The sequence below is a fragment of the Polaribacter sp. Hel1_33_96 genome (assembly GCF_002846595.1).
GTDB lineage: Bacteria > Bacteroidota > Bacteroidia > Flavobacteriales > Flavobacteriaceae > Polaribacter.
The window spans coordinates 1,256,213-1,279,610 of record NZ_PJMV01000001.1; the positions used below are offsets into that span (position 1 = coordinate 1,256,213).

Genomic DNA, 23,398 nt, shown 5'->3' on the forward strand with positions numbered 1-23,398 from the left:
TTACCAAAAATAAACTTAAATTAAATTTTTCAAAACAAATTACATTAAGCTCTAGAAAAAGCCAAAAGAGTTATTCTTAAAAAAAATATTTTGGTAGATATTACAAAAAGTTTTTGTTTTTTTTATTATTGGCATAGTAGTTGGTATTTTAATTATTAAATAAAGAAAAAATGAAAATTAAGAATTTTACAATAATCCTATGTACTTTATTAAGTTTTATGGGAATAGCTCAAAACTCCATTGAATTAGGAACTGATCAGAATCCGAACTATAAAATTAGTTTAGATAAATATGTTGCAGCAAGTAAAGATATTAGTCAAACCTTAACTCAAGGCACTACTTCTCAAGAAACCTATGTAGCGATAGATCCTATGGAAGAAAAAAGAAAACGGAAAGAGTTAAGAAAATATTTTAGATCTCAGCGCCCTTTATGGAGACATCAAGAACGTCTTGAGCGTGCTAAAAGCCCATCTTTCTTTAGAGGTAGAAATAGAAGTTTTAATACTAGATATGGTAATAATTTCTTTAATAGAAGTTGGTTTAATAACCATTCTTTATTAAACTAAAGAGTCCTACTTTATTAAATTTTTGACTAAATTTGATTATCACAAAAACGAATATATATATATTAGAAAAATTATGAGAAAACAACTTATTATTGTAACGTTAATTATTGCTGGTTCATTAGCTTTAGCATCTTGTGCTAGGCAAGTAACGCGTGTAAATTCGAATACTCAAATAGATATTAGTGGACGATGGAATGACACAGATTCTAGGTTAGCGGCCGAAGAACTAACTGATGAAATTTTAAATGGCGATTGGCTTACTGATTTTATGCAAGCAAATGAAGGAAAAAAGCCTGTATTAATTGTGGGCTTAGTTAGAAATAAATCTCATGAACATATTGAATCAGAAACTTTTATTAAAGATATTGAAAAAGTTTTGATTAAAAAACAAAGTGCTCGAATTGTTTCTGGTGGAAAAATGAGGGAAGAATTAAGAGCAGAACGTGCTGATCAGCAAACAAATTCAGCAAGTTCTACTGTAAAAAAATTCGGATTAGAAACAGGTGCTGATTTTATGTTACAGGGAAGTATTAATTCTATTGTAGATGCTCATAAAAGAGAGAAAATTACATATTACCAAATAGATTTAGAGCTAACAAACCTTCAGACAAGTGAAAAAGTTTGGATAGGTGATAAAAAAATTAAAAAGTTTGTTAAAAATTAATATTACTTAATTAGATATTAAAAAAGCTTTTCTCATTTATAGAAAAGCTTTTTTAATAAAAATAACTTCTTTTTTTAATATGAAGAAAACTGCTTTATATACAACCTTATTGTTGTTTTTTCTATTTTTTAATAGTTGCGCTACTTACAATTTAAAAAGTCAAGAATTTCAAACAGCTCTTCAACAGGGTGAAACTGAGAAAGCACTTAAGTTCATCGATGCGAATTCTTTTTTAAAAAAGAAAAGAAATTTACTACTTTATTATTTCGAAAAAGGAAAAATAGCATACCTCAATGGAGATTATGAATTAAGTAATTCTTTATTGAATAAAGCAGATCTGTTTATTGAAGAAAATAAAAAATATTTGGGAGGAAAAGTTTTGGGTATGCTCTTAAATTCGGAAATGGAGACTTATACAGGTGAAGATTTTGAAAAAGTTACTATTCATTACTACAAAGCCTTAAACTATATTTTTCTAAACAAATTAGATGAAGCTCTAGTAGAAGCAAAAAGAATTAACCTTCAACTGCAGCAGCTTAATGACAAATATCCTGCAGGGCAAAAAAATAGATATACCTCCGACGGATTCTCCTTAAATATACAAGGTTTTTTGTATGAAGCTTCTGGAGATTTGAATAATGCTTTTATTTCTTACAGAAATGCAGTAAATTTATATTTAGCTAATAGTGGTTCTTTTTTTGGAACTACTTTACCCGAGCAATTGAAAAAAGATGTTTTAAGGACAGCTGCAGCACTGGGTTTTACAGATGAACTTGATCGGTATCAAAAACTACTTGCAACTACTTATTCTCCAAAAGAAGAAAATATAGAAGGAGAGTTAATTCTTTTTTGGGAAAACGGTTTAATTCCCTTTAAAGATCAAACTTTTTATAGTTTTACAGTTTTACCAGGAAATACAGATGGTGTTGTTTCTATCTATAATGAGGAACTGAACCTTACACTTCCAGTTCCAATAAGTAAAGGAAAAGGAAAAAATAATAAATTTTCTGATATTGAGATTTTTAACATAGCTTTTCCTAAATACGTTAAAAGAAATCCTTATTTTTTTAAAGCTAGCATTATAAAAGATTCTATTACAACTGCTGATTTTCAATTAGCTCAAAACTATGAGGATGTTGCTTTTAAAACATTAAAAGATCGCGCCGTGCGTGAAGTAAGTAAAGCAGCTATTAGATTAGGCACTAAAAAAATATCAGAACACCTTTTAAAAGAAGAAAATAAAGATTTAGGAGCTGCTTTAGGAATCTTTAACGCCTTAACTGAAAGAGCAGATACAAGAAACTGGCAAAGTTTACCGAATAGTATTTATTATGCTCGAATTCCTTTAAAAAAAGGAAAGAATACTATTTCTATATTACTAACAGCTGCTAACGGAATTTCTAAAGAAGAAAAAGTTTATGTGGATAGTAGAAAAGGAATTCAATTTAAAAAGATAACAAGCATTAAATCTTACTAAAGATATAGCATAACCTTTCTAAAAAGGCTTCAAAATTCTTGAGGAGTAAACGCGCTGTGAAGTTTTTTTAAAAACTAAAAGGCAACAAATGAAAACCTCATGTAAACCCCTAATTCTTTATTAAAATATTTCTAATAAATTTAGAATTTAAACTTTGTAATTAATCCAATATTAATTATTATAACTTAATTTAATCAAAGAGTATTGATATAATTTGATTTTTCACTTTAAAATAATCAAAATAGAGTATTTTATTAATTTTTAATTTTATAAAGCTTTCAAAGAACACCACTAATAATTATATATTGATATGTAAATAAAAATAAGGAAAAAAAAAGCCCATCAATTATTGATGGGCTTTTGTAAAACTTGAAGTATATTTTTTAGATAACTTTTAAGTTTACTGCATTTAATCCTTTCTTTCCTTCTTGTAAGTCAAATTCAACATTGTCACCTTCATTGATTTCGTCTATTAAACCTGAAATGTGTACAAAATGATCTTTCTCTACTCCTTCTTCAGTGATAAAACCAAATCCTTTGGCATCATTAAAAAATTTTACTGTTCCTTTGCTCATTATATATATTATTAATTAATCTTCAAATATCCTACCATTTTTTTGATATTCAACATATTAATTAATTTTTTTTTATATTGTTCACCAATTTTGTAGATAAAGTTGGTGTTTTCTAAATTCATAAATATTAAGAATTTATCATTTTAATTTTGGCTTATCTCCACTAGTTATTATAGAAATCTACCAATCAATAGGAAAGTAATCTTTCAAGAATTTACCACACCAATGTTTACCAGTATTAATTCCGTCAATTAAAGGATCCATCACTCTGGCAGCGCCATCTACAATATCTAAAGGAGGTTGAAAATCATGCACTGCCACTTTTCTTTTAGATAATTCAGCTGGATCCTCATCTGTAACCCAGCCTGTATCCACTGCATTCATATAAATTCCTGATTTAGCCAATGTAGATGCAGATGTGTGTGTTAACATGTTTAATGCCGCTTTTGCCATATTAGTATGTGGATGTCTGTCAACTTTTTTAAATCTGTGAAACTTACCTTCCATGGCTGTGACATTAATAATATGTTTTTTGCCGGTATTTTCTTTCATCATTAAAGGAGATAAACGATTGCATAAAACAAAGGGAGCTACCGAATTTACTAGCTGTACTTCCACCATTTCTGTGGTTTCAATTTCGCCTAATTTTAAACGCCAACTATTGGTTTTTCTTAAATCCACTTGTTGTAAATCAGCATCTAATTCGCCTTCGGGAAACACTTCTGCAGTTTGCAAGGAGTTGTCAAAACTATACGGAATTTGGGATAATTCTGCCGAATTACGTAATCCAATTCCTGGTTCTGGACCATGCCAAGTAACTGGCAGAACATTGTTTTTACTTGTTTTAGAAGTGGATACACTTAAATTTGCTAACTCTTCTAAACAACTAGTGTGATCTTTTAACAACGTTCTCGCAAGTTTTGGTAGTTGATCTAAAGGTAACTTTTCATTTTCCATTAAATGGAAATAAAAACCGGAAGGCCGTCTTACTGTTTGGGCTGCGTTATTAATTAAAATATCTAATCGATCGTACTTTTGTTCAATATAATTACAAAAAATTTCTACACTTGGTATGTGTCTTAAATCGAGTCCGTGGATATGTAAACGATCACTCCATTGTTTATAATCGTCTTCTTTAGAAAAACGAATCGCAGAATCTGCAGGAAAACGTGTGGTAGCAACAACTGTAGCTCCAGAACGCAACAACATTAAAGTTATATGATATCCGATTTTTAATCGAGAGCCTGTAATTACGGCAACTTGATCTTTTAAATCTGTGGTTTGAAAACGTTTGGCATAATTTAAATCACCGCACTCTTTGCACATGGTATCATAAAAATGATGCAATTTTGTATATACTGTTTTGCATACATAACAGTTTCTTGGTGATTCTAGTTCTAAAGTATCTTCATTAATTGCTGCCGTCCCAAGTAATTTGGGTGCTACAAATAGTGCCGCTTCACGTGCAGAACGAATACCAGTTGTTTTTCTAGCATGCGTATCTTTCGCAATCATTTTACGTTTCGCTGCTTTTTTGGCATCTTTTCTTCTACGCTCAAATTCAGCACGATTCGGTCTCGTTAATTCACCAGCTGCTTTAAAAAGTGCAACTCTTTGTGCTTCAGGTAAATCAAAAAGTTGATTGGTGTCTTCTAATAATTGCTGTAATGTGTTTATGCACCTTGCAATGTCTTGATTATGATCTTTTTCACTCATATAAATTATAATACGGTAACTCTTACTTTTTTCTTTTTTAAACGGGTATTGTTTAATTTTTCGACCAAATCATCTGCAAGTGCTAAAGGAATTGCAACAAAAGCGCAATCTGGTTTCAACTCAATAGCACCTAATTGATCTTTAGAAATACCTCCTTGTTTAAAGAATAATCCTGCGATATCACCTTTAGATATTTTATCTTTTCGTCCACCAGAAATAAACAAAGTTTCCCAATATTGAGGCACATACTCTGCTTTTTTGGAGATGTTTATCCCTTTACTAGTTTTAATAAAATCTGGTAAACGTTCATTCTCCCATTTTAAAATATAGGCCGTTCCTTTTTCATTGACTCTTGCAGTTCTTCCATTTCTGTGGATAAACTCCTCCTCATGTTTTGGCAATTCGTAATGAATAATAAATTTCATTTCTGGAATATCTATTCCTCTCGCCGCTAAGTCTGTAGCAATTAATAATTGACAGGTTCCGTTTCTAAATTTAATTAAAGCACGTTCTCTGTCTTTTTGCTCCATTCCTCCAGAGAAACAAGCATGACTTACTTTGTGTTGGTCTAAAAAAGCACTTAATTGTGTAATGGTATCTTTTAAATTACAGAAAACAATACCAGGTTCATTCCCAATATGTTGTACTACATCTACCAAGGTTCTCATTTTGTTTTTATTAGGAGAAACCACTGTTTTAAAAGTTAGTTGAGAGGTTCTTTTTCCTTTTAAGTAATTGATAATTCTAGGCTCCTCTAATTGCACAAAATCAGGTATCTCAACACCTTGGGTAGCAGAGGTTAAAATGCGTTTATTTACAGTAGATAATTGATTAATTATATTCCGCATTTCATACTCAAAACCTACTTCTAAAGACTTGTCAAACTCATCTAAAATTAAGGTTTTTATATTGTTTTTAGAAAAACGATCGTTTGCAAAGTGATCAGATATTCTACCTGGTGTTCCTATTAAAATAGCAGGAATATGTTTTAATTCAATTTTATCTTTAGACATTGGTCTACCGCCATATACCGCGTTAACTTTATATCCAGATCCCATAGAACGAATAACTTGTTCTATTTGTATGGCCAATTCTCGAGACGGCACTAATATTAATGCTTGTAGGTCTTTACATTCAGGATCTAATGATTTTAACAAAGGCAGAGAAAAAGCCAATGTTTTTCCGGTTCCTGTTGGAGATAATAAGATGGTATTAGCATTCTTTTCAATTACTGAAACAGCCTCAATTTGCATAGGGTTCAAAGCTTCTATTTGTAACTTTTCTAGAATATCCTGTTGCGTTTTTATAATATTTGCCATACTTATTTCTTTTTCTTCTTTTTAGATACTTCAGGTTTTGTTTTTGCAGTCGCAGTTTGTGCTAAGTAATATGCAAGTATTTTATCCACCAATTCTTCTTTTGTTAAATGATGAAATATTGTTTTTATCTGCGCTTTAAAATCTTCAGATACATCGCGATTTGGTTTAATTTTAAATATTTTTTTAGCCCACAGCAAACCATTGTTCTCTTCAATACTTTGTGCATCTGCCTTTTTATATTCTTTAAAAACCAACCCTAAATCTTCTTCAAATTCAGGAATCTCTTCCAATTCTTCTTTTTGTATGATACTTAAAGAAAGCCCTTCTGCTACTGCCCTCGCAGTACGACCACTTCTATGCACATATGTATCATATCTATCTGGTAAATGATAATTGACCACATAAGATATTTCTTTTACATCTATTCCACGGGCAGCTAAATCTGTCGCTACTAAAATATCGATATGACCTTCTCTAAATTGCCCCATAATACGATCTCTTATCCCTTGGGTTAAACTGCCGTGTAAAGCTCCAGAAGAGAATTTGTTAATGGCTAAGTTTTTTGCTAATTTATTAACAGCAGCCTTCGTTTTACAGAAGATAATTCCACGTTCTCCTTCTTTAGAAGATAAGAAATGAAGTAAAATATTTAGTTTTTCTATGGGTTCAACGACCACATATTGATGGTCTATTCCTTTATGCCCTAAAGTTGCCATATCTGCTTCTACATGTACAACATGTTTCGACATATAGTTTTGTACTAATTGCTTGATAGCACCGGGCATTGTAGCCGTAAACAAGAATGTTCTTCTAGTTTTAGGAATCTCTTTGATAATGGTATCTACTTCTTCTTTCAAGGCACTAACCATTTCATCTCCTTCATCTAGGATAAAATAGTTGATGTTTTTTATATCTATAACGCCACGCTCTACTAAATCAACCAAACGTCCTGGTGTTGCAACAACGATATGAATCGTTTCTTTTAAACGTTCTATTTGAGATTTTATAGGGATACCTCCGCATATAGAGGCAATTGTTGCTTTTTGATCTTCTGCAGCAAAGGATATTAGGTTATCGTATATCTGATGTCCTAATTCTCTCGTTGGAGCTAGTATTAATGCTTGTATATCTTTACTTTCTGAATCTACTAATTGTAAAATAGGCAATCCAAAAGCAGCTGTTTTTCCTGTTCCTGTTTTTGCTAAAACCACAACATCTTCCTTTTTATGTAGAATTAAAGGAATAGTTTTTTCTTGAACATCTGTAGGTATAGAAATTTCTAATTTAGCTAAACTCTTCTGCAATGCTGCATGAATACCTAACTCTGAAAACGTTGTTGACATTAAATAAAATTTTTGCAAAGGTACTGATAACGTTCTTGTAAAATGGACAAATAATTACTTGTGAATTTAAAATGTTTCATTTGAAAATAAAATAACAATTATATACTTGCATTTCTTTTAGTGCAGCTTTTATGAATCCTTATATTTGTATTTATAAATCAATAGGAATAAAGGATTTGCAACAGATAAAAGCATACTTAGATCAAATAGCAACAATATCTAAATCAGATTGGGATTTTTTCACTTCAAAGTTACATCGTCGTGTCATTCAAAAAAAAACTATTTTTTTAAAACTAAATGAGATAGAAAATTACATTTCTTTTATTGAATATGGTGTTGTTCGATTATATCTTCCCAAAGAAAATCCAGAAAAAGAAATCACGTTTGGATTTAGTTTTAAAAATCAGTTTATTAGTGCTTATGATTCATTCTTAACACAAGAACCATCAGTATATCAACTACAAGCATTAACAGAAACAACCCTTTTAAGTATTACGTATGCCGATTTACAAGAAGTTTATAAAACAACTCAAATCGGTAACCTTATTGGCAGATTAACTGCAGAACGTCTTTTTTTAATAAAATCTAAACGAGAACAAAATCTTTTGAATCTTACTGCAGAAGAACGTTATCTGAAATTATTTAAAGAGCGTCCAGAGCTTTTGAAAGTTATTCCACTCAAATATATTAGTTCTTATATAGGAGTTACGGCACAGGCGTTAAGTCGAATTAGAAAACGAATTTAATTGATTTAGGTTCATTGTTTCGCTTATAGTGTCGAACTATCTTTGTCAAAAAAATAAAGAGATGCTTATTGTTACTTTCGTTTTAGTGCTTTGGTATGGAGGTCTGTTTTTTCAATCGTTCTTTTTACATCGGTATGCGGCACACCAAGTGTTTACCATGTCTAAAACCATGGAAAAAATTGCATTTATTTTAACTTGGATTTTTCAAGGGTCCAGTTATTTAAGTGCTTATGGTTATGGAATTATGCATCGTATGCACCATGCATATACAGATACGGAAAAGGATCCACATTCTCCATCGCATGATCCGAATTTGTTTGCCATGATGTGGAAAACAAAAAACACTTATCAAGACATCAATAATCAACGTATTTTTATTGATGAGCGTTTTACTAAAAATGTGCCTCAATGGAAATCTTTTGATTTGTTTGCTGGTTCTCGTTTTTCTCGCTTACTCTGGATTACGGGTTATATTTTATTCTTTGCATTCTTTGCGACCGCTTGGTGGCAATGGCTATTATTACCGATAACATTTTTAATGGCGCCGATCCATGGTGTAATCATCAACTGGTTTGGTCATATTTATGGTTATGTCAATTATAAAATGAAAAACACGAGTAAAAATCTCTTTCGTTTTGATTTTTTAATGATGGGAGAAGGATATCATAATAATCATCATAAACATGCCAGTAGGGCTAATTTTGGTGTAAAATGGTATGAGATTGATATAACTTATTTAATAATTAAACTATTAAATAGATTTGGTGTTATTCAATTAAAACCGATAAAACTTAAGAATTTAAAATAGTAATAATGTTTATTTTATTTATTTAAAAAAGACTTTAATATTGTTAGTCACTAGATTGTTTACAAACAATTTTAAGTAATACTAATTTTTTAAAAAAATATTTTTCTAAAAGAAAGAAAGCATAGTATTTTGTGTAATTAAGATATATAATTATGCTCTTTCTTGGTAATAATAGTATCTTGCACAAAAAAAGAAATGAAGTATATTTTAAGTATTGCATTTTTCTGCACTGTATTTCAAGGAGCCTCACAAAATTATTTTGATATTGCAAATTTAACATATATAGATACCCCAGCAAACAATTTTAAAGTATCAAATGACCAAACTGCAGTAAATGAGTTAAATTTAGAAGTTAATTTTCCAGTAGTACTGAGTAAAAAAACAATTTTATTAACAGGTCTTTTTGCAAACAAAACAAGGGTAAGTTTAGATGCTAATGTATCTAATTCAAATTTACAAGTTTTAGGGTTTAATCTAGGAATTAATAAAACGTTTAACGATAAATGGTCAGCTACATTTATGGCTTATCCTAAAATTTCCTCAGATAATCTTGCACTTTCTAGTGATAATTTACAGCTAGGTTTTTTATCTTTATTTATTAAAAAAAAGCGCACAAACTTAAAATATAAATACGGAGTATTTGTGAATACTGAAGAATTTGGATTAGCAGTAATTCCAATTTTTGGTTTATACTATTTAAGTCCTAATAAAAAATTTGAAACTAAACTCACATTGCCATTTCTAGCAGATATTAATTATGAGTTAAATAAGAAACTCTGGTTAGGATTTAGATTTGATGGCATAGGTACTAGTTATAATTTAAATAATCAAAATTACAGTAATAATGGTGCTTATGTTTCTAAAAATTCTATTGAATTTGCGCCCTATTTAAGATTTAAAATGAGTAAATCGTTATATTTAAATACTAAACTGGGATATGCTTTTGGAAGAAACTATAAAGTGTTTGATGCTGATGATAAAATAGACTTGGCTGTTACCTCTTTTTATTTTGGGGATAACAGAACACGGTTAAATGAAGGCTTTGCAGATGGCGCTATTTTTAAAATAGAGCTGTTTTACAGACTTCATTTTGATTAGAATAAACAATTTATGATACTGCATTCTTGATTATTTTTTAGTTAACTAACTAGTGATTAGTTCAAAATAAAATGAGTTTAATCTTGTTAAAAAATAATTTAAATATTATTAATTAATTACTGTTTAGTATTTTTTTCATTCTAGTATCTTCGTGCGCATTATGTGGATGTACTTAGGACTTTTAGCTGCTCTATTTTTAGGGTTACACAATTTATGTAAAAAGCATGCACTGCAGGGAAATGAAGTTTTTCCTGTTTTGTTGGGCACTATTTCTGCAGGTTTTATATTAATTGTTCCTTTTTATGTGGGGTCCATTTGGTATCCTGACTATATGCTGAAAATAGGTTTCTATATTACAGATATTACCTGGGAAACTCATGGGTTTATAGTTATAAAGTCTATGATAATGGCATCTTCTTGGATTTTGGCTTATCAAGCATTAAAACATTTACCCATCACAATTGTAACTCCAATTCGTTCTGCAGGTCCTTTTTTTACTTTTATTGGTGCACTAATTATTTACCAAGAAAGACCAAGTTATCTACAATGGATTGGTTTTATTCTTATTATAACATCCGTATTATTATATTCTAGAATAGGAAAAAAAGAAGGAATTCATTTTAAAAAGAACAAATGGGTTTATGCTATTATTGGGGCTACTTTTTTAGGAGCTTCAAGCGGTTTATACGACAAATTTTTAATTCAGAATTTAGCTTTAAATCCGCAAACATTGCAATTTTGGTTTTGCTTTTACACCATGCTTGTTTTATTTGTAATATTATCTTTGACATGGTTTCCTTTCGCTGCAAAAAGAAAAGTTTTTAAATGGAGATGGTCTATACCTGCAGTTGGAATATTATTGCAAACAGCAGATTACTTTTATTTTAAAGCGCTGCAGGACCCAGAGGCCCTTATATTATTATTATCTGCCATAAAAAGAAGTCAAATATTGATAGCTGTTGTTGCTGGTGGCGTCATTTTTAAAGAACAAAATAAGCGAAAAAAATTAGTTCCTCTTTTTGGGATTTTAATAGGTGTTTTTTTGATTCTATTTTCATAGTTACAAAAGCATAAAAGCTAAACACAAATTTATTCGAAAATGAATACCAATTTTAAGTGCATTCGGTTTTAATAGGAATTATAAGTATTTTCTATTTCCTTTTTCTAGAAGTAATAAAATAAACACCCGTCAATAAAACAATCGATGCTATGACGGATTGTGTTGATAAAACTTCATCTAAAAAATACCATCCCATAAACAAAGCAATGACAGGATTTACGTAAGCTGAAGTTGAAACCTTTTCTGGTGAAACTACTTTTAATAAATAATTAAAGGCTGTAAAAGCAAAAATACCTCCAAAAACAATTAGTATTAGCATTGATATTTGAACATTTGTACTCCAAGTTAATGGAGAGCTCCATTGTTCATTTAAACTAATACTAACTATGAATAAAATAAAACTCGCTGCTAACATTTGGTAACCCGTGCTTACCATAAAACTTTTAGGTAAATCCGCTTTTGAAACAAAAACACTACCATAGCTCCAGCTTAAGACGCAAGTTAGTATCATAAAAATACCCAGTAAACTTCCTTCAGAGGTTCTTAATTCTACCTGACTTACTAATAAATACATTCCTATCATGCCCAAAGCCACACCAATTAGTGATTTTTTTTGAAAGGGTTTTCTATCGATCAATCTTAATAAAAACAAAACAAATAAAGGCTGTGTAGATGCCAATAGTGCTCCAAAACCACTATCAACAAATTTTAGAGCCCAAACGAAAACACCATTTCCATAAACCATAAAGAAGAATGCTGCTATCACTGAGTTTGATAATTGCTTTTTAGAAATAGCTAATTTTTGCTTTGAAAGTAAAGCTAGACCAGACATTAATATGCCCGCAACAAAAAAACGAATGGAAGCTAAAAAGAATGGTGGTAATTCTGTAACCGCAATTTTATTAAATAAATAGGTAGACCCCCAAATAAAATAAATAGCTATAAACGCTAAAATTATAAGTGTTTTTGAATTTTTCAATTAATTAAATTGTTTTCACAAAAGTACTATTATTAAGTATTGTATTTAAAAAAAAATGTTAGTCCGAGAAGAATAAATTAAATTATGATTGAAAATGAAAATTATGATAAGTCAAGAGTCAAGAGTCAAGAGTCCATAGCTTTAGCGATGCAGTATTCTCCATTGCAATGACTTTATTAGTTCTTGAAGTATTTATTCCTAACTATAAAGAACTTCAAACTGGCAATACATTACAAATTTTACAAAATAGGATCCCCAGTTTTATTGGTTTAATTGTTAGTTTTATGGTTACTGCTTTATATTGGATTGCTAATATGAGAATTTTGTAAATTTGCATCTACAATAGATAGTAAAATATTGTGATATAACTTCTTACTTCTTTTTTTTATTGTACTACTACCATTCTCAACAGCGTTTTATGTAAAAGGGTTTACTTATCAAGGTTTATTTGCTTTTTGCTGTTTTAGTTTATCAGCAATCGGTTTTTTTAACCTATTGTTAAATATTTATATTGTTAAAAAAGAAAAAGGTAAAACAGGAATTACGCCAACATTAGGGAAATTCATGAAAATTGGTTTACAAAAAGAATTTAAAGGAAACTATCCAAACTTAGAGGTAATTCTAATGAATGAGTATTAAACTTTCTATTCTATTCAAAATTAGAAAACCCTCGCCAATGGCGAGGGTTGTTTTTTAAACCTCACAAGCCTACACTTATGAGGTTTTGGTTTACAAAACCATTATCAAACTAACTGTTTTCTTCTTCATTTTTAGCGTTGATAAAATCAATATCTCTAATATTTTTTTGAACCGTAATTGCACCAAAAAGACTCAAAAGAAACGAAATAGCATAAAATCCTTTTTCACTTAATAACAAGTCTGCATTTCGTAAACCTATAATTAATAAAAGTAAAGAAGTGATAACAATAACCCAGCTTATGCCATAATAAATATCACTTACTTTAATATTTTCGGCCTTGTCTCTAATTGCTTTTTGCAACGAAATAACAGCATAAATTCCCATTAAAAGAATGGCAAAATAATATCCTTTTTCGTTGAGCTCCATATTTGCGTTCCACAAACCAATACAGTAAGATAGCAATCCAATAATAACTACTCCCCAAGTTGCGCCAATATAGGCTGATGTTGGTTTCATGTTGAATTTGTTTTTTAATTTGTTTGTTTTTGTTTGTTTTTTTGTTCCTTCATTTGTAGAAGCTGTAGTTTGATAATCCATAATGTTTAGTTTAATAATTAGTAGTAATAATTTGATAATTAGTAATTAATAGTGATTCCCTTTTCAGAATTTTTACATATAAAATTGATGCCTTTTGATATTTGATTTTCAGTTGTTTTTTTAATGGAATTAAATCCTATAACACCTATTGCAAATGCCACGATTACGATTATTTTTTTTAGATCTTGTTTCATACTATTTGTTTTTAATTACACTACAAATTTGCGTCATATATACAACTCTGTAAAATCTATTTTTTAAAAATACTGACGAATTAAATAATAAATAATTTATAATTTACAAACTATATCATATATTTGATTAAATATTACTGACGATATAATGATTGATTTAAGAGAAATAATAAATTCATTTACTAAAGAACAACAACAAAATTTTGTCAGTTATTTGCATAAAAAGAATAAAAGAAAAGATGCAAAAAACGTACAATTGGTGCACCTTTTAATCAATTCAGAGGCATCTTCAAAAGAAATTTGTATTCAATTATATCGAAAGGATAATAAAGTAGCATTCCACGCTTTAAGAAAGCGTTTGTTTCAGTCTTTGATCGATTTTACTGCAAATTCTAGCTTAAAAGAAGAGAATTCTATTGATATACAACTCATTAAATTTATTTTATCTGCACGAACTTTTCTACAAAAAGAGCAATATGAAGTAGGCTATAAAATTTTAGAGAAAGCCGAAATTATTGCGAATGAGCATCAACTTTTTTCAATATTAACTGAAATTTATCACACAAAAATTGAGTATACGCATCATATTTCAACGTTAAATATAGATGATTTAATAGAAAAATTTAAGGAGAATCAAAAACAACATCAGTTAGAAGAATATTTAAATATTGCATATGCTAAAATTAGAATTCTATTAAATCAAGTAAATCATCAACATAAAATTATCGACATAAAATCAATGATTAAAGAGGTTTTAGAAGAGAGTTCAATTACAATTTCTGATTCTTTATCCTTTAAATCGTTATATCAAATTATAGAAATTACCAATATCTCTTCATCTCAAAATTATGAATATTGGAATATTGAACCTTTTTTATTAGAAACATATGAAATATTAAAATATCATAAATCAAAAGACAAGCAATTGTATTACCATATAAAAGTGTTGTATGTAATTGCCAATACGTTATTTAGAAATAAAAAGTTTTTAGTTTCTTTGAACTACTTAGATTTGATGAATTTGTATATGCATAAAAACAGCAACAAATACTTTAAAGAGTTTCATTTAAAGTATCGATTACTGCTAGCTTTAAATCATAATTATATTCAAAATCAAGATTTTGCAATAAACCAATTAACACCTTTTATCAATAAAAAGAATATTGATATTGTTTCTCAACTAGATATTTATTTGTCTTTAATTGTGTTTTATTCTCAACAAAAAAAGTACAAAGAATCGCAGCGTTTATTTTCAAAATTTTATCACACAGATAAATGGTATATTGAAAAAGCTGGAATTTATTGGACTATTAAAAAAAGCATATTAGAAATTTTACTCCAAATCGATATAGGAAATATTGATATTGTAGACTCTAGAATTTTAAGTTTTAAAAGAAACTATTTTAAGCACCTTAAAGAAATTAAACAGGAAAGAGTTATTACCTACTTAAAATTGGTGGAAACTTATTATAAAAACCCTGAAATTGTGACTTCTGATGCGTTTCATAAAAAAGTAGAAGATTCTTTTGATTGGATTGAAAGAAAAAAAGAAGATATTTTTATAATGAGTTTTTTCGCTTGGTTAAAAGCAAAAATGACCAAACAGGATGTCTATTTGGTCACTTTAGATTTGATAAACTCCTAAGTTTATGCATGTATAAGCGTTGTCAAAAACTTTTTTTATTTATTAATCTTTCGATTGCGATCGACGTAATAAGCTGATTATTATTTATGTCTACCTTTTAACTCTGCCTCTATATCTTTTAAAGTGAACCCCTTGGCTTGTAATAGCATCAAGTAATGAAACATCAAATCTGCTGATTCATATAAAAACAACTCATCATTGTTATCCATAGCTTCAATAACTGTCTCTACAGCCTCCTCACCTACTTTTTGAGCTACTTTATTAATTCCTTTAGCAAATAATGACGCTACATAAGACTTCTGAGTATTTTTATTTGAAACTCTTTCAGTAATTACATTTTCTAACGTTGAAAAGAAACCGTAATTGGATTTATTTTCTTCATTCCAACAAGTATCAGTCCCTTTATGACAGGTTGGTCCATTTGGATTTACTTGAATTAACAATGTATCGTTATCACAGTCTAATTTCATGTCGACTAAATTCAAAGTATTTCCACTTTCTTCACCTTTTGTCCACAAACGATTTTTAGTTCTGCTAAAAAAAGTAACCAATTTAGTTTCTTTAGTTTTAGCAAAAGCTTCTTTATTCATATAACCGAGCATCAATACATTTTTTGTTATTGCATCTTGAATGATTGCAGGCACTAATCCGTCATTGTTTTTATTAAAATCTATATTCATTATTTTAATTTTAATTCCATTTTTATATCTGCTGTTACAAAGTGAGTATTTTTAACTTTTATATGTTGAAAACCGAATTTTTCATACATTTTTAAAGCATCTTTTAATTTACTGCTAGATTCTAAAATTATTGTTTTTACCTTATTTTGTTTGCATATATCAATGCCACAATTCATTAATTTTTTTCCTATTCCTAAGCCTTTATAACCATCTATAACTGCAAATTTTAAAATTTCATTTGAAGTTTTTTCAATTGGATTGACACAAATAGTACCTACAATTTTGCTATCTAAATGAGCCAATAATATAGTTGCACCATTTTTAATGAATACCTCTGGATGATTTAATAAAGCATCATCTGCTTTTTCATAAAGTTCGAATTTATTTAACCAATGTAAGTTGATTTTTTTAAAATCTTTATGATATTTATCTTCATAAGGTCTAATTTCTAAATCATTCATTTATACAGTTTTGAAATTAAATTCGGATAGGAATATTATTTTCTTTTAATTCTTTTTTTAATTCCATAATTGGAATTTCACCAAAGTGAAAAACACTTGCTGCTAACGCTGCGTCTGCTTTTCCTTCTTTAAATGTATCTACAAAATGCTCGATAGTTCCTGCACCTCCAGAAGCAATTATTGGAATATTTAATAATTCTGATAAACGAGCCAAAGCTTCATTTGCAAAACCAGTTTTTGTTCCATCGTTATTCATTGAAGTAAATAAAATTTCACCTGCTCCACGTTCTTCTACTTCTTTTGCCCATTCAAATAACTTTATATCTGTAGGAATTGTTCCTCCTGCCAAATGCACAAACCATTCTCCATCAATTTGTTTTGCATCAATAGCCACAACCACACATTGACTTCCGAATTTTTCTGCTAATTCGTTTACTAGTTCTGGTCTTTTTACCGCAGATGAGTTGATAGATACTTTATCTGCGCCCCATTTCAATAATTCATTTACATTTTCTACGGATGAAATTCCTCCACCAACGGTAAACGGAATATTTACTTGCTCGGCAACTTGATGTACCATTTCTATCATGGTTTTTCGGCCTTCTAAAGTAGCAGATATATCTAAAAAAACCAATTCGTCTGCTCCTAATTCAGCATATTGCTTTGCTAAAACCACAGGGTCTCCCGCATCAATTAAGTTCACGAAATTAACTCCTTTTACAGTTCTTCCGTTTTTAATATCTAAACAAGGTATTATTCTTTTCGTTAACATTTTTTGTTCATATTTGTAATTTCGAGGAAGAATGACGAAGCAATCAATCTATAAATAACGAGATTGCTTCGGTTCCATCAATGACATTTAGTTTGTTAATATAAAATTTTCTAACTGTTTTAAGCTTATTCTATTTTCATAAATTGCTTTTCCAATAATAACTCCTTCACAGCCCATTTCTGCTAATTTAGGAAGTTCATTAAAAGTTGAAATTCCTCCTGAAGCAATTAGTTTTATATCTTTCACTTCTGATAATATTTCTTGATATACATGAAAACTTGGACCTTGTAACATGCCGTCTTTAGAAATATCTGTACATATTACATATTGAATTCCTTTTTGCTGATATTCTTTTATAAAAGGAATTAATGCTAAAGAACTTTCTGCTTGCCAACCATTTATAGCTATTTTTCCTCCTTCAGTATCTGGGTAAAAGTCAGCTCCTAAAATAATTTTTTCCGAACCAAATTTTTCAATCCAACTTTCAAAAATTGTTGTATTTTTCACAGCAATACTGCCACCCGTTATTTGACTAGCACCAGAATTAAAAGCGATTTCTAAATCTTTATCAGATTTTAATCCACCACCAAAATCTATATTCAAATTGGTTTTTAAAGCAATTTTTTCCAGTACTTTGTAGTTGATAATCTGATTCGCTTTTGCCCCATCTAAATCTACCACATGCAAGTATTCTATACCTGCATCTTCAAATTCTTTCGCAACCTCTAACGGATTTTCATTATAAATTTTTTTAGTAGTATAATCACCTTTGGTTAAACGAACACATTTTCCGTCGATTATATCTATTGCTGGAATAATTCTCATATTATAATTCTAAAAAATTTTTTAATAATACCTCACCCTTAAGTCCACTTTTCTCCGGATGAAATTGTACTCCGTAAAAATTATTATGCCGCAATGCAGATGCATAATTTAATCCATAATCTGTCGCTGCAATAGTTTCTTTACAATGCTCTGCATAAAAACTGTGTATCAAATACATAAATTCATTTTCATTTATTCCTGAAAATAAACTAGATTTTAAACCCTTGATAACATTCCATCCCATATGAGGAACTTTAAGCTCATTTGAAAACTTTTTCACAGTAGTATTAAAAATACCTAGGCCTTTCGTGTTTCCTTCTTCAGATGAATTACACATTAATTGCATTCCTAAACAAATACCTAAAACAGGTTGTTTTAAAGTAGGAATTATTTTATCTAGTCCACTTTCTTTGAGCATTTTCATTGCTGAGCTTGCCTCTCCAACTCCCGGAAAAATTACTTTATCGGCATGTTTTATTTCATCAATATTATTTGACAAAACAGCATCTATACCCAAACGCTTAAAAGCAAACTGAATACTTTTAATGTTACCTGCTCCATAATCTATAATGACTAATTTCATCTATAACATTCCTTTTGTTGATGGTAAAAACATTTTATTAGCATCCCTTTTAACGGCCATTTTCATTGCTTTTGCAAACGCCTTAAAAATACCTTCTATTTTATGATGTTCGTTTACTCCTTCAGCTTTTATATTTAAATTACATTTTGCGCCATCTGTAAAAGATTTAAACAAGTGAAAAAACATTTCTGTTGGCATATCACCAACTTTTTCTCGTTTAAATTTAGCATCCCATTCTAACCAATTTCTACCACCAAAGTCAACCGCAACTTGCGCCAAACAATCATCCATGGGTAAACAAAAACCATACCTTTCAATACCTAATTTATTCCCAAGTGCTTTGTTGAATAATTCACCAAAAGCAATCATGGTGTCTTCTATTGTGTGATGTTCATCAACTTCTAAATCTCCATCAACTTTTATGGTTAAATCCATAGCACCATGTCTTCCAATTTGATCGAGCATATGGTCGAAAAATGATAAACCAGTACTGATATCATTTTTACCCGAACCATCTAAATTTAATTTTATATAAATTTTGGTTTCATTGGTGTTCCTTGTGATTTCTGCAACTCGATCTTTTAATTTTAAAAACTCATAAATTTCAGCCCAATTCTTACTAGTTAAAGCGATGCAATCTGAAATTTCTTGTTTTGAAGTTTCTATTTCATCAAATCCTAATAAAGGGTTTTCAGATAAATAAATTCCCTTAGACCCTAAATTTTTAGCCAATTCCATATCTGTAATCCGATCACCTAAAACGAACGAATTTTCTAAATCATACTCTTCAGAAAAGTACTTGGTTAACAAACCTGTCCTTGGTTTTCTAGTTGCAGCATTTTCATGCGGAAAAGTCTTATCAATGAGAACATCAGAAAAAATCACGCCCTCTTTTTCAAAGGCACTCATCACTTTATTTTGCGCTGGCCAAAAAGTATCTTCGGGAAAAGAGCTTGTACCCAAACCATCTTGATTTGTAACCATTACCAATTCATATTCCAATTCTGAAGCAATTTTTGCCATGTATTGAAATACTTTTGGGTAAAATTCTAACTTTTCTAAACTATCTAATTGATAATCTACAGGTGGCTCAATAACTAAAGTTCCATCTCTGTCAATAAATAATACTTTTTTACTCATTTTATTTTCTTTAATAACTCCGAGGCATGCTCGGAATAATGCTTTATGATATGGATTTTAAAGTTCTAATCAAACGTTGATTTTCTTCAAAAACTCCAACACTTATACGTAAACAATTATCACATAAAGGCTGTGTCGTTCTATTTCTTATGACAATTCCATAGGCTATTAATTCATTGTAACGTTTTGTAGCGTCGTCAACTTTTATTAATAGAAAGTTACCATCTGAAGGATATACTTTTTCAATAAAAGGAACACAATATTCCAACTCTTTTTTCAGGCGTTTTCTTTCACTAATTAATTGAGCAATTTCATTTTTAATCTCAGTCATTTTTTGCAATCTTATCATTGCTCTTTGCTGGGTTAGCTCGTTTATGTTATAGGGCGGTTTTATATTATTTAAAATTTTAATAATTTCTTTTGAAGCATAACAGATCCCCAAACGTATTCCTGCAAGACCATAGGCTTTTGATAAAGTTTGTGTTATTATTAAATTAGGAAATTCGTCTAATTTTGTTAACCAAGTTTCTTTATTTGAAAAATCAATATAAGCTTCATCTAAAACCACTAAGCCATTAAAATTTAAAAGTAATTCTTCAACGGCATCAGCAGTAAAACTATTTCCTGTGGGATTATTTGGAGAACACAAAAACAAAATTTTACTATTTGAATCCGCTGCCTCTATAATCTGACTCACTTTAGGCTGAAAATCTTCGTTTAATAAAACGGTTCTGTTTTCAATAGCATTTAAATTTGCCAAAACGCTATACATGCCATAAGTTGGAGGTAACGTGATAATATTATCTCTATTTGGCTCACAAAAGGCTCTGAAAATTAAATCTAAAACTTCATCACTACCATTTCCTAATAACATGTTTTTCTTGTCAATTCCTTTAATTTCAGATAACAAATCTTTTACCGTATGTTGTTGTGGGTCTGGATATCGATTTACACCGTTTTGAAATGGATTCTCATTTGCATCCAAGAAAATCATTTCAGCAGCAGATACATCCTTATACTCGTCTCTTGCAGAGGAATAAGGTTTTAGAGATTTAATATTTTCTCTAATTAGGTTGTTGATGTTAAAAGTTGTTTTCATATTAATAAAAAAAGTTAGACAAGCTTAGCATTACAATTAAGATGTTACTTTAAATCTTTTAAACGAATTGAAACTGCATTCTTATGAGCTTGTAATCCTTCTGCCTCTGCCATTACTTCAATAGCCTTTCCTATATTTTTTATTCCTTCTTTAGATATTTTTTGAAATGTAATACTTTTTGTAAAACTATCTAAATTTACACCCGAATACGCTTTAGAAAATCCGTTTGTTGGCAATGTATGATTTGTGCCTGAAGCATAATCACCAGCACTTTCTGGAGTATAATTTCCAATAAAAACAGAACCTGCATTTTCTATATTATCAATATAAAAATTATTGTTATTCGTACAAACAATGAAATGTTCAGGACCATATTCATTAATTAGAGCTAAAGCAGTTTCATCATTCTCAACAAAAATAGATTTTGAGTTCGCGATTGCTTTCTGTGCAATGTCAACTCTGGGCAATTCTAAAAGTTGTTTTTGTATTTCTATTGAAACTTTATCTATCATCTTTTTTGAAGTAGAAACCAAAATTACTTGGCTGTCTGCTCCATGTTCTGCTTGACTCAATAAATCTGATGCAACATAACTTGCGTTTGCGGAATCATCGGCAACCACCAACAATTCACTTGGGCCAGCAGGCATATCGATTGCAACACCATATTTTGTTGCTAATTGTTTAGCGACCGTTACAAACTGATTTCCTGGCCCGAATATTTTATATACTTTTGGAACTGTTTCTGTACCAAATGTATAGGCTGCAATTGCTTGGATTCCACCAACTTTTATAATTTTTGTAACGCCACACAAATCAGCAGCATACAAAATTGCAGAATGAATTTTTCCTTCTTTATTTGGTGGAGAGCATAACACAATTTCTTTACAACCTGCAATCGTAGCAGGAATAGCTAACATTAAAACAGTGGAAAACAATGGTGCTGTTCCTCCAGGAATATATAAACCAACCTTTTGAATGGCTTTTTTTTCTTGCCAGCAAGAGATTCCGTTTGCAGTTTCTACAAATAATTTATCTGTTTTTTGAGCTATATGAAACTTGGTGATATTGTCTTTTGCAAGTTTTATAGCTTCCTTTAATTCTTGTGAAACTTCTGTAATTGCTTCATCAATTTCTTCAACAGAAACAATGTTATTTTCTAAAGAAACACCATCGAATAAGTCTGTATATTTTTGTACTGCAGCATTTCCATTTCTAAGAATATCCTCAAAAATTTGATTCACAGTCTTTTCAATATCATCAACCGTTTTTGTTGGTCTTTCTAATATTTGAGTCCAATCTTTTTTTGATGGGTTTTTAATTATTTTCATTTTATAATACCATTTTTTCAATAGGACATACTAAAATACCTTCCGCTCCATTAGCCTTAAGCTCGTCTATAATTTCCCAAAATTCATTTTTGCTAATTACGGTGTGTACTGAACTCCAGCCTTTCTCAGCTAATGGTAATACCGTAGGGCTTCTCATTCCTGGCAACAGTTTCAGTATACTCTCTAATTTATCATTAGGTGCGTTTAGTAAAACGTATTTAGAATTTCGTCCTTTTAAAACCGACTGAATTCTAAATTGAATCTTTCTTAAAATAGCCATTTTGTTCTCAGATATTTGCGAAGAAACGGCTAAAACTGCTTCTGACTTTAGTAGAACTTCTATTTCTTTTAATCCGTTTTTAAAAAGTGTAGAACCACTTGAAACAATATCACAAATTCCATCTGCTAATCCAATATTTGGCGCAATCTCTACAGAACCATTTATAATATGTAATTCTGCCTTTATATTTTGCTCTTTTAAAAACTTTTTTACAGTTTCTGGATACGAAGTAGCAATTCTTTTTCCGTCTAAATCTTTTAAGGAATTCGCCTCGGATTCTTTTGGTACTGCAATAGAGACTTTACATTTTGAAAAGCCTAAACGTTCAATAAACTGAATATCAGCTCCTTTTTCAATTAAAACATTCTCACCAATAATAGCTGCATCAACCACTCCATCTTTTAAATATTGCGGAATATCACCATTTCTTAGGTAGAAAACTTCTACCGGAAAATTTCTAGCGGATGCTTTTAATTGATCTTTTCCATTGTCTATAGCGATACCAATGTCTTTTAAGATTCTCATTGAATCTTCATTTAATCTTCCTGACTTTTGTACTGCAATTCTTAAATTACTCATTTTTGTTTTATTTTATGCCTGAGCAAATACGGTTTAAAATTAAAAAACCCGCTTGATTTGCTCAAACGGGTTTATAAATATCTTGATATTATTCAATACATCTTTAAATCGCTTGACTGCAATTGTAAAAATGATGATGATGTAATTGAATAAAATTCATGTACTGTTTATTTCTTTGCAAATATTCAAATTTAATTTTTAATTACACAAATAAACTTCTTAAA

General features: G+C 29.9%; 25 protein-coding genes and 1 pseudogene. 10 read left to right on the plus strand and 16 right to left on the minus strand.

Annotated elements, in window-relative coordinates:
* Positions 1 to 170 precede the first annotated feature (170 nt).
* From ATE90_RS05615 to ATE90_RS05625, 3 genes are all read left to right on the plus strand, one after another.
* The gene (locus ATE90_RS05615; RefSeq protein ID WP_081958169.1) at positions 171 to 566 is read left to right on the plus strand and encodes a hypothetical protein; all 396 of its coding nucleotides are present in this window, start codon (positions 171 to 173) and stop codon (positions 564 to 566) included.
* Positions 567 to 639: 73 nt separating this feature from the next.
* Positions 640 to 1,230, plus strand: a complete 591-nt coding sequence (locus ATE90_RS05620; protein ID WP_091955722.1) for a penicillin-binding protein activator LpoB — start codon at positions 640 to 642, stop codon at positions 1,228 to 1,230.
* Between the two features lie 79 nt (positions 1,231 to 1,309).
* Positions 1,310 to 2,707, plus strand: a complete 1,398-nt coding sequence (locus tag ATE90_RS05625; protein ID WP_101451009.1) for a COG3014 family protein — start codon at positions 1,310 to 1,312, stop codon at positions 2,705 to 2,707.
* A 383-nt stretch (positions 2,708 to 3,090) separates the two neighbouring features.
* Here ATE90_RS05625 and ATE90_RS05630 read toward each other — a convergent pair whose 3' ends face one another.
* From ATE90_RS05630 to ATE90_RS05645, 4 genes are all read right to left on the minus strand, one after another.
* Positions 3,091 to 3,282: a cold-shock protein gene (locus ATE90_RS05630; RefSeq protein ID WP_101451011.1), complete on the minus strand. Its 192-nt coding sequence runs from the start codon at positions 3,280 to 3,282 to the stop codon at positions 3,091 to 3,093.
* A 180-nt stretch (positions 3,283 to 3,462) separates the two neighbouring features.
* Entirely contained in the window at positions 3,463 to 4,998 is a 1,536-nt protein-coding gene (locus ATE90_RS05635; protein ID WP_036786423.1) for an SDR family NAD(P)-dependent oxidoreductase, read from the minus strand.
* Positions 4,999 to 5,003: 5 nt separating this feature from the next.
* On the minus strand, positions 5,004 to 6,317 hold the full coding sequence (locus ATE90_RS05640) for a DEAD/DEAH box helicase (RefSeq protein WP_101451013.1): 1,314 nt from the start codon (positions 6,315 to 6,317) through the stop codon (positions 5,004 to 5,006).
* Positions 6,318 to 6,319: 2 nt separating this feature from the next.
* On the minus strand, positions 6,320 to 7,660 hold the full coding sequence (locus ATE90_RS05645) for a DEAD/DEAH box helicase (RefSeq protein ID WP_101451015.1): 1,341 nt from the start codon (positions 7,658 to 7,660) through the stop codon (positions 6,320 to 6,322).
* Positions 7,661 to 7,836: 176 nt separating this feature from the next.
* Between ATE90_RS05645 and ATE90_RS05650 the strand changes: the two genes are divergently transcribed.
* The 4 genes from ATE90_RS05650 to ATE90_RS05665 all read left to right on the plus strand — a co-directional run bounded on the left by ATE90_RS05650 (position 7,837) and on the right by ATE90_RS05665 (position 11,372).
* On the plus strand, positions 7,837 to 8,406 hold the full coding sequence (locus tag ATE90_RS05650; RefSeq protein WP_101451515.1) for a Crp/Fnr family transcriptional regulator: 570 nt from the start codon (positions 7,837 to 7,839) through the stop codon (positions 8,404 to 8,406).
* 61 nt (positions 8,407 to 8,467) lie between these two features.
* Entirely contained in the window at positions 8,468 to 9,214 is a 747-nt protein-coding gene (locus ATE90_RS05655) for an acyl-CoA desaturase (RefSeq protein WP_101451017.1), read from the plus strand.
* Positions 9,215 to 9,409: 195 nt separating this feature from the next.
* Complete coding sequence (locus tag ATE90_RS05660) at positions 9,410 to 10,312, plus strand: DUF6268 family outer membrane beta-barrel protein (RefSeq protein ID WP_143741106.1); 903 nt, start codon at positions 9,410 to 9,412, stop codon at positions 10,310 to 10,312.
* A gap of 160 nt (positions 10,313 to 10,472) precedes the next feature.
* Complete coding sequence (locus tag ATE90_RS05665; protein WP_036786413.1) at positions 10,473 to 11,372, plus strand: EamA family transporter; 900 nt, start codon at positions 10,473 to 10,475, stop codon at positions 11,370 to 11,372.
* 91 nt (positions 11,373 to 11,463) lie between these two features.
* On the opposite strand, the gene ATE90_RS05670 is transcribed toward ATE90_RS05665, so the two are convergent.
* Positions 11,464 to 12,351, minus strand: a complete 888-nt coding sequence (locus ATE90_RS05670) for an EamA family transporter (RefSeq protein ID WP_036786412.1) — start codon at positions 12,349 to 12,351, stop codon at positions 11,464 to 11,466.
* 140 nt (positions 12,352 to 12,491) lie between these two features.
* Between ATE90_RS05670 and ATE90_RS13820 the strand changes: the two are divergent.
* Both ATE90_RS13820 and ATE90_RS13525 read left to right on the plus strand, forming a co-directional pair.
* Positions 12,492 to 12,680: pseudogene (locus ATE90_RS13820) on the plus strand (TMEM175 family protein); the annotation flags it as partial.
* A 166-nt stretch (positions 12,681 to 12,846) separates the two neighbouring features.
* Complete coding sequence (locus tag ATE90_RS13525) at positions 12,847 to 12,990, plus strand: hypothetical protein (RefSeq protein WP_156105383.1); 144 nt, start codon at positions 12,847 to 12,849, stop codon at positions 12,988 to 12,990.
* A gap of 109 nt (positions 12,991 to 13,099) precedes the next feature.
* On the opposite strand, the gene yiaA is transcribed toward ATE90_RS13525, so the two are convergent.
* Both yiaA and ATE90_RS13530 read right to left on the minus strand, forming a co-directional pair.
* A complete protein-coding gene (gene yiaA / locus ATE90_RS05680; RefSeq protein WP_036786410.1) occupies positions 13,100 to 13,588 on the minus strand; it encodes an inner membrane protein YiaA in 489 nt (162 codons plus the stop codon).
* Between the two features lie 38 nt (positions 13,589 to 13,626).
* Positions 13,627 to 13,782 (minus strand): hypothetical protein, encoded by a 156-nt coding sequence (locus ATE90_RS13530; protein ID WP_156105382.1) that lies wholly within the window; start codon positions 13,780 to 13,782, stop codon positions 13,627 to 13,629.
* A 148-nt stretch (positions 13,783 to 13,930) separates the two neighbouring features.
* On the opposite strand from ATE90_RS13530, the gene ATE90_RS05685 reads away from it, so the two are divergent.
* A complete protein-coding gene (locus ATE90_RS05685; RefSeq protein ID WP_101451021.1) occupies positions 13,931 to 15,427 on the plus strand; it encodes a hypothetical protein in 1,497 nt (498 codons plus the stop codon).
* A gap of 80 nt (positions 15,428 to 15,507) precedes the next feature.
* Here the strand turns inward: ATE90_RS05685 and hisIE are convergent, their stop codons facing one another.
* The 9 genes from hisIE to hisG all read right to left on the minus strand — a co-directional run bounded on the left by hisIE (position 15,508) and on the right by hisG (position 23,174).
* Positions 15,508 to 16,107: a bifunctional phosphoribosyl-AMP cyclohydrolase/phosphoribosyl-ATP diphosphatase HisIE gene (gene hisIE / locus ATE90_RS05690; RefSeq protein ID WP_101451023.1), complete on the minus strand. Its 600-nt coding sequence runs from the start codon at positions 16,105 to 16,107 to the stop codon at positions 15,508 to 15,510.
* A complete protein-coding gene (locus ATE90_RS05695; protein WP_101451025.1) occupies positions 16,107 to 16,568 on the minus strand; it encodes a GNAT family N-acetyltransferase in 462 nt (153 codons plus the stop codon). The genes hisIE and ATE90_RS05695 overlap by 1 nt, the downstream gene beginning before the upstream one ends.
* 16 nt (positions 16,569 to 16,584) lie before the next feature.
* On the minus strand, positions 16,585 to 17,340 hold the full coding sequence (gene hisF, locus ATE90_RS05700) for an imidazole glycerol phosphate synthase subunit HisF (protein ID WP_101451027.1): 756 nt from the start codon (positions 17,338 to 17,340) through the stop codon (positions 16,585 to 16,587).
* An 87-nt stretch (positions 17,341 to 17,427) separates the two neighbouring features.
* Positions 17,428 to 18,165 (minus strand): 1-(5-phosphoribosyl)-5-[(5-phosphoribosylamino)methylideneamino]imidazole-4-carboxamide isomerase, encoded by a 738-nt coding sequence (hisA, locus tag ATE90_RS05705; protein WP_101451029.1) that lies wholly within the window; start codon positions 18,163 to 18,165, stop codon positions 17,428 to 17,430.
* A gap of 1 nt (position 18,166) precedes the next feature.
* Positions 18,167 to 18,748 carry an imidazole glycerol phosphate synthase subunit HisH gene (hisH, locus tag ATE90_RS05710; RefSeq protein WP_036786399.1) on the minus strand — a complete coding sequence of 194 codons (582 nt, stop codon included), beginning with the start codon at positions 18,746 to 18,748 and terminating at the stop codon, positions 18,167 to 18,169.
* On the minus strand, positions 18,749 to 19,888 hold the full coding sequence (hisB, locus tag ATE90_RS05715) for a bifunctional histidinol-phosphatase/imidazoleglycerol-phosphate dehydratase HisB (protein ID WP_036786397.1): 1,140 nt from the start codon (positions 19,886 to 19,888) through the stop codon (positions 18,749 to 18,751). It lies immediately after the preceding gene.
* Positions 19,889 to 19,931: 43 nt separating this feature from the next.
* Positions 19,932 to 20,987, minus strand: coding sequence for a histidinol-phosphate transaminase (hisC, locus tag ATE90_RS05720; protein ID WP_036786395.1), 1,056 nt, complete (start codon positions 20,985 to 20,987; stop codon positions 19,932 to 19,934).
* Between the two features lie 44 nt (positions 20,988 to 21,031).
* Positions 21,032 to 22,315: a histidinol dehydrogenase gene (gene hisD / locus ATE90_RS05725; protein WP_036788207.1), complete on the minus strand. Its 1,284-nt coding sequence runs from the start codon at positions 22,313 to 22,315 to the stop codon at positions 21,032 to 21,034.
* A 1-nt stretch (position 22,316) separates the two neighbouring features.
* Positions 22,317 to 23,174: an ATP phosphoribosyltransferase gene (hisG, locus tag ATE90_RS05730; protein ID WP_036786393.1), complete on the minus strand. Its 858-nt coding sequence runs from the start codon at positions 23,172 to 23,174 to the stop codon at positions 22,317 to 22,319.
* Positions 23,175 to 23,398 lie beyond the last annotated feature (224 nt).

Coding starts and splice junctions, on each gene's coding strand:
- ATE90_RS05615 (WP_081958169.1), top strand. CDS start 171: ATGAAAATTAAGAATTTTACAATAATCCTATGTACTTTATTAAGTTTT.
- ATE90_RS05620 (WP_091955722.1), top strand. CDS start 640: ATGAGAAAACAACTTATTATTGTAACGTTAATTATTGCTGGTTCATTA.
- ATE90_RS05625 (WP_101451009.1), top strand. CDS start 1,310: ATGAAGAAAACTGCTTTATATACAACCTTATTGTTGTTTTTTCTATTT.
- ATE90_RS05630 (WP_101451011.1), bottom strand. CDS start 3,282: ATGAGCAAAGGAACAGTAAAATTTTTTAATGATGCCAAAGGATTTGGT.
- ATE90_RS05635 (WP_036786423.1), bottom strand. CDS start 4,998: ATGAGTGAAAAAGATCATAATCAAGACATTGCAAGGTGCATAAACACA.
- ATE90_RS05640 (WP_101451013.1), bottom strand. CDS start 6,317: ATGGCAAATATTATAAAAACGCAACAGGATATTCTAGAAAAGTTACAA.
- ATE90_RS05645 (WP_101451015.1), bottom strand. CDS start 7,660: ATGTCAACAACGTTTTCAGAGTTAGGTATTCATGCAGCATTGCAGAAG.
- ATE90_RS05655 (WP_101451017.1), top strand. CDS start 8,468: ATGCTTATTGTTACTTTCGTTTTAGTGCTTTGGTATGGAGGTCTGTTT.
- ATE90_RS05660 (WP_143741106.1), top strand. CDS start 9,410: ATGAAGTATATTTTAAGTATTGCATTTTTCTGCACTGTATTTCAAGGA.
- ATE90_RS05665 (WP_036786413.1), top strand. CDS start 10,473: ATGTGGATGTACTTAGGACTTTTAGCTGCTCTATTTTTAGGGTTACAC.
- yiaA (WP_036786410.1), bottom strand. CDS start 13,588: ATGGATTATCAAACTACAGCTTCTACAAATGAAGGAACAAAAAAACAA.
- ATE90_RS13530 (WP_156105382.1), bottom strand. CDS start 13,782: ATGAAACAAGATCTAAAAAAAATAATCGTAATCGTGGCATTTGCAATA.
- ATE90_RS05685 (WP_101451021.1), top strand. CDS start 13,931: ATGATTGATTTAAGAGAAATAATAAATTCATTTACTAAAGAACAACAA.
- hisIE (WP_101451023.1), bottom strand. CDS start 16,107: ATGAATATAGATTTTAATAAAAACAATGACGGATTAGTGCCTGCAATC.
- ATE90_RS05695 (WP_101451025.1), bottom strand. CDS start 16,568: ATGAATGATTTAGAAATTAGACCTTATGAAGATAAATATCATAAAGAT.
- hisF (WP_101451027.1), bottom strand. CDS start 17,340: ATGTTAACGAAAAGAATAATACCTTGTTTAGATATTAAAAACGGAAGA.
- hisA (WP_101451029.1), bottom strand. CDS start 18,165: ATGAGAATTATTCCAGCAATAGATATAATCGACGGAAAATGTGTTCGT.
- hisH (WP_036786399.1), bottom strand. CDS start 18,748: ATGAAATTAGTCATTATAGATTATGGAGCAGGTAACATTAAAAGTATT.
- hisB (WP_036786397.1), bottom strand. CDS start 19,888: ATGAGTAAAAAAGTATTATTTATTGACAGAGATGGAACTTTAGTTATT.
- hisC (WP_036786395.1), bottom strand. CDS start 20,987: ATGAAAACAACTTTTAACATCAACAACCTAATTAGAGAAAATATTAAA.
- hisD (WP_036788207.1), bottom strand. CDS start 22,315: ATGAAAATAATTAAAAACCCATCAAAAAAAGATTGGACTCAAATATTA.
- hisG (WP_036786393.1), bottom strand. CDS start 23,174: ATGAGTAATTTAAGAATTGCAGTACAAAAGTCAGGAAGATTAAATGAA.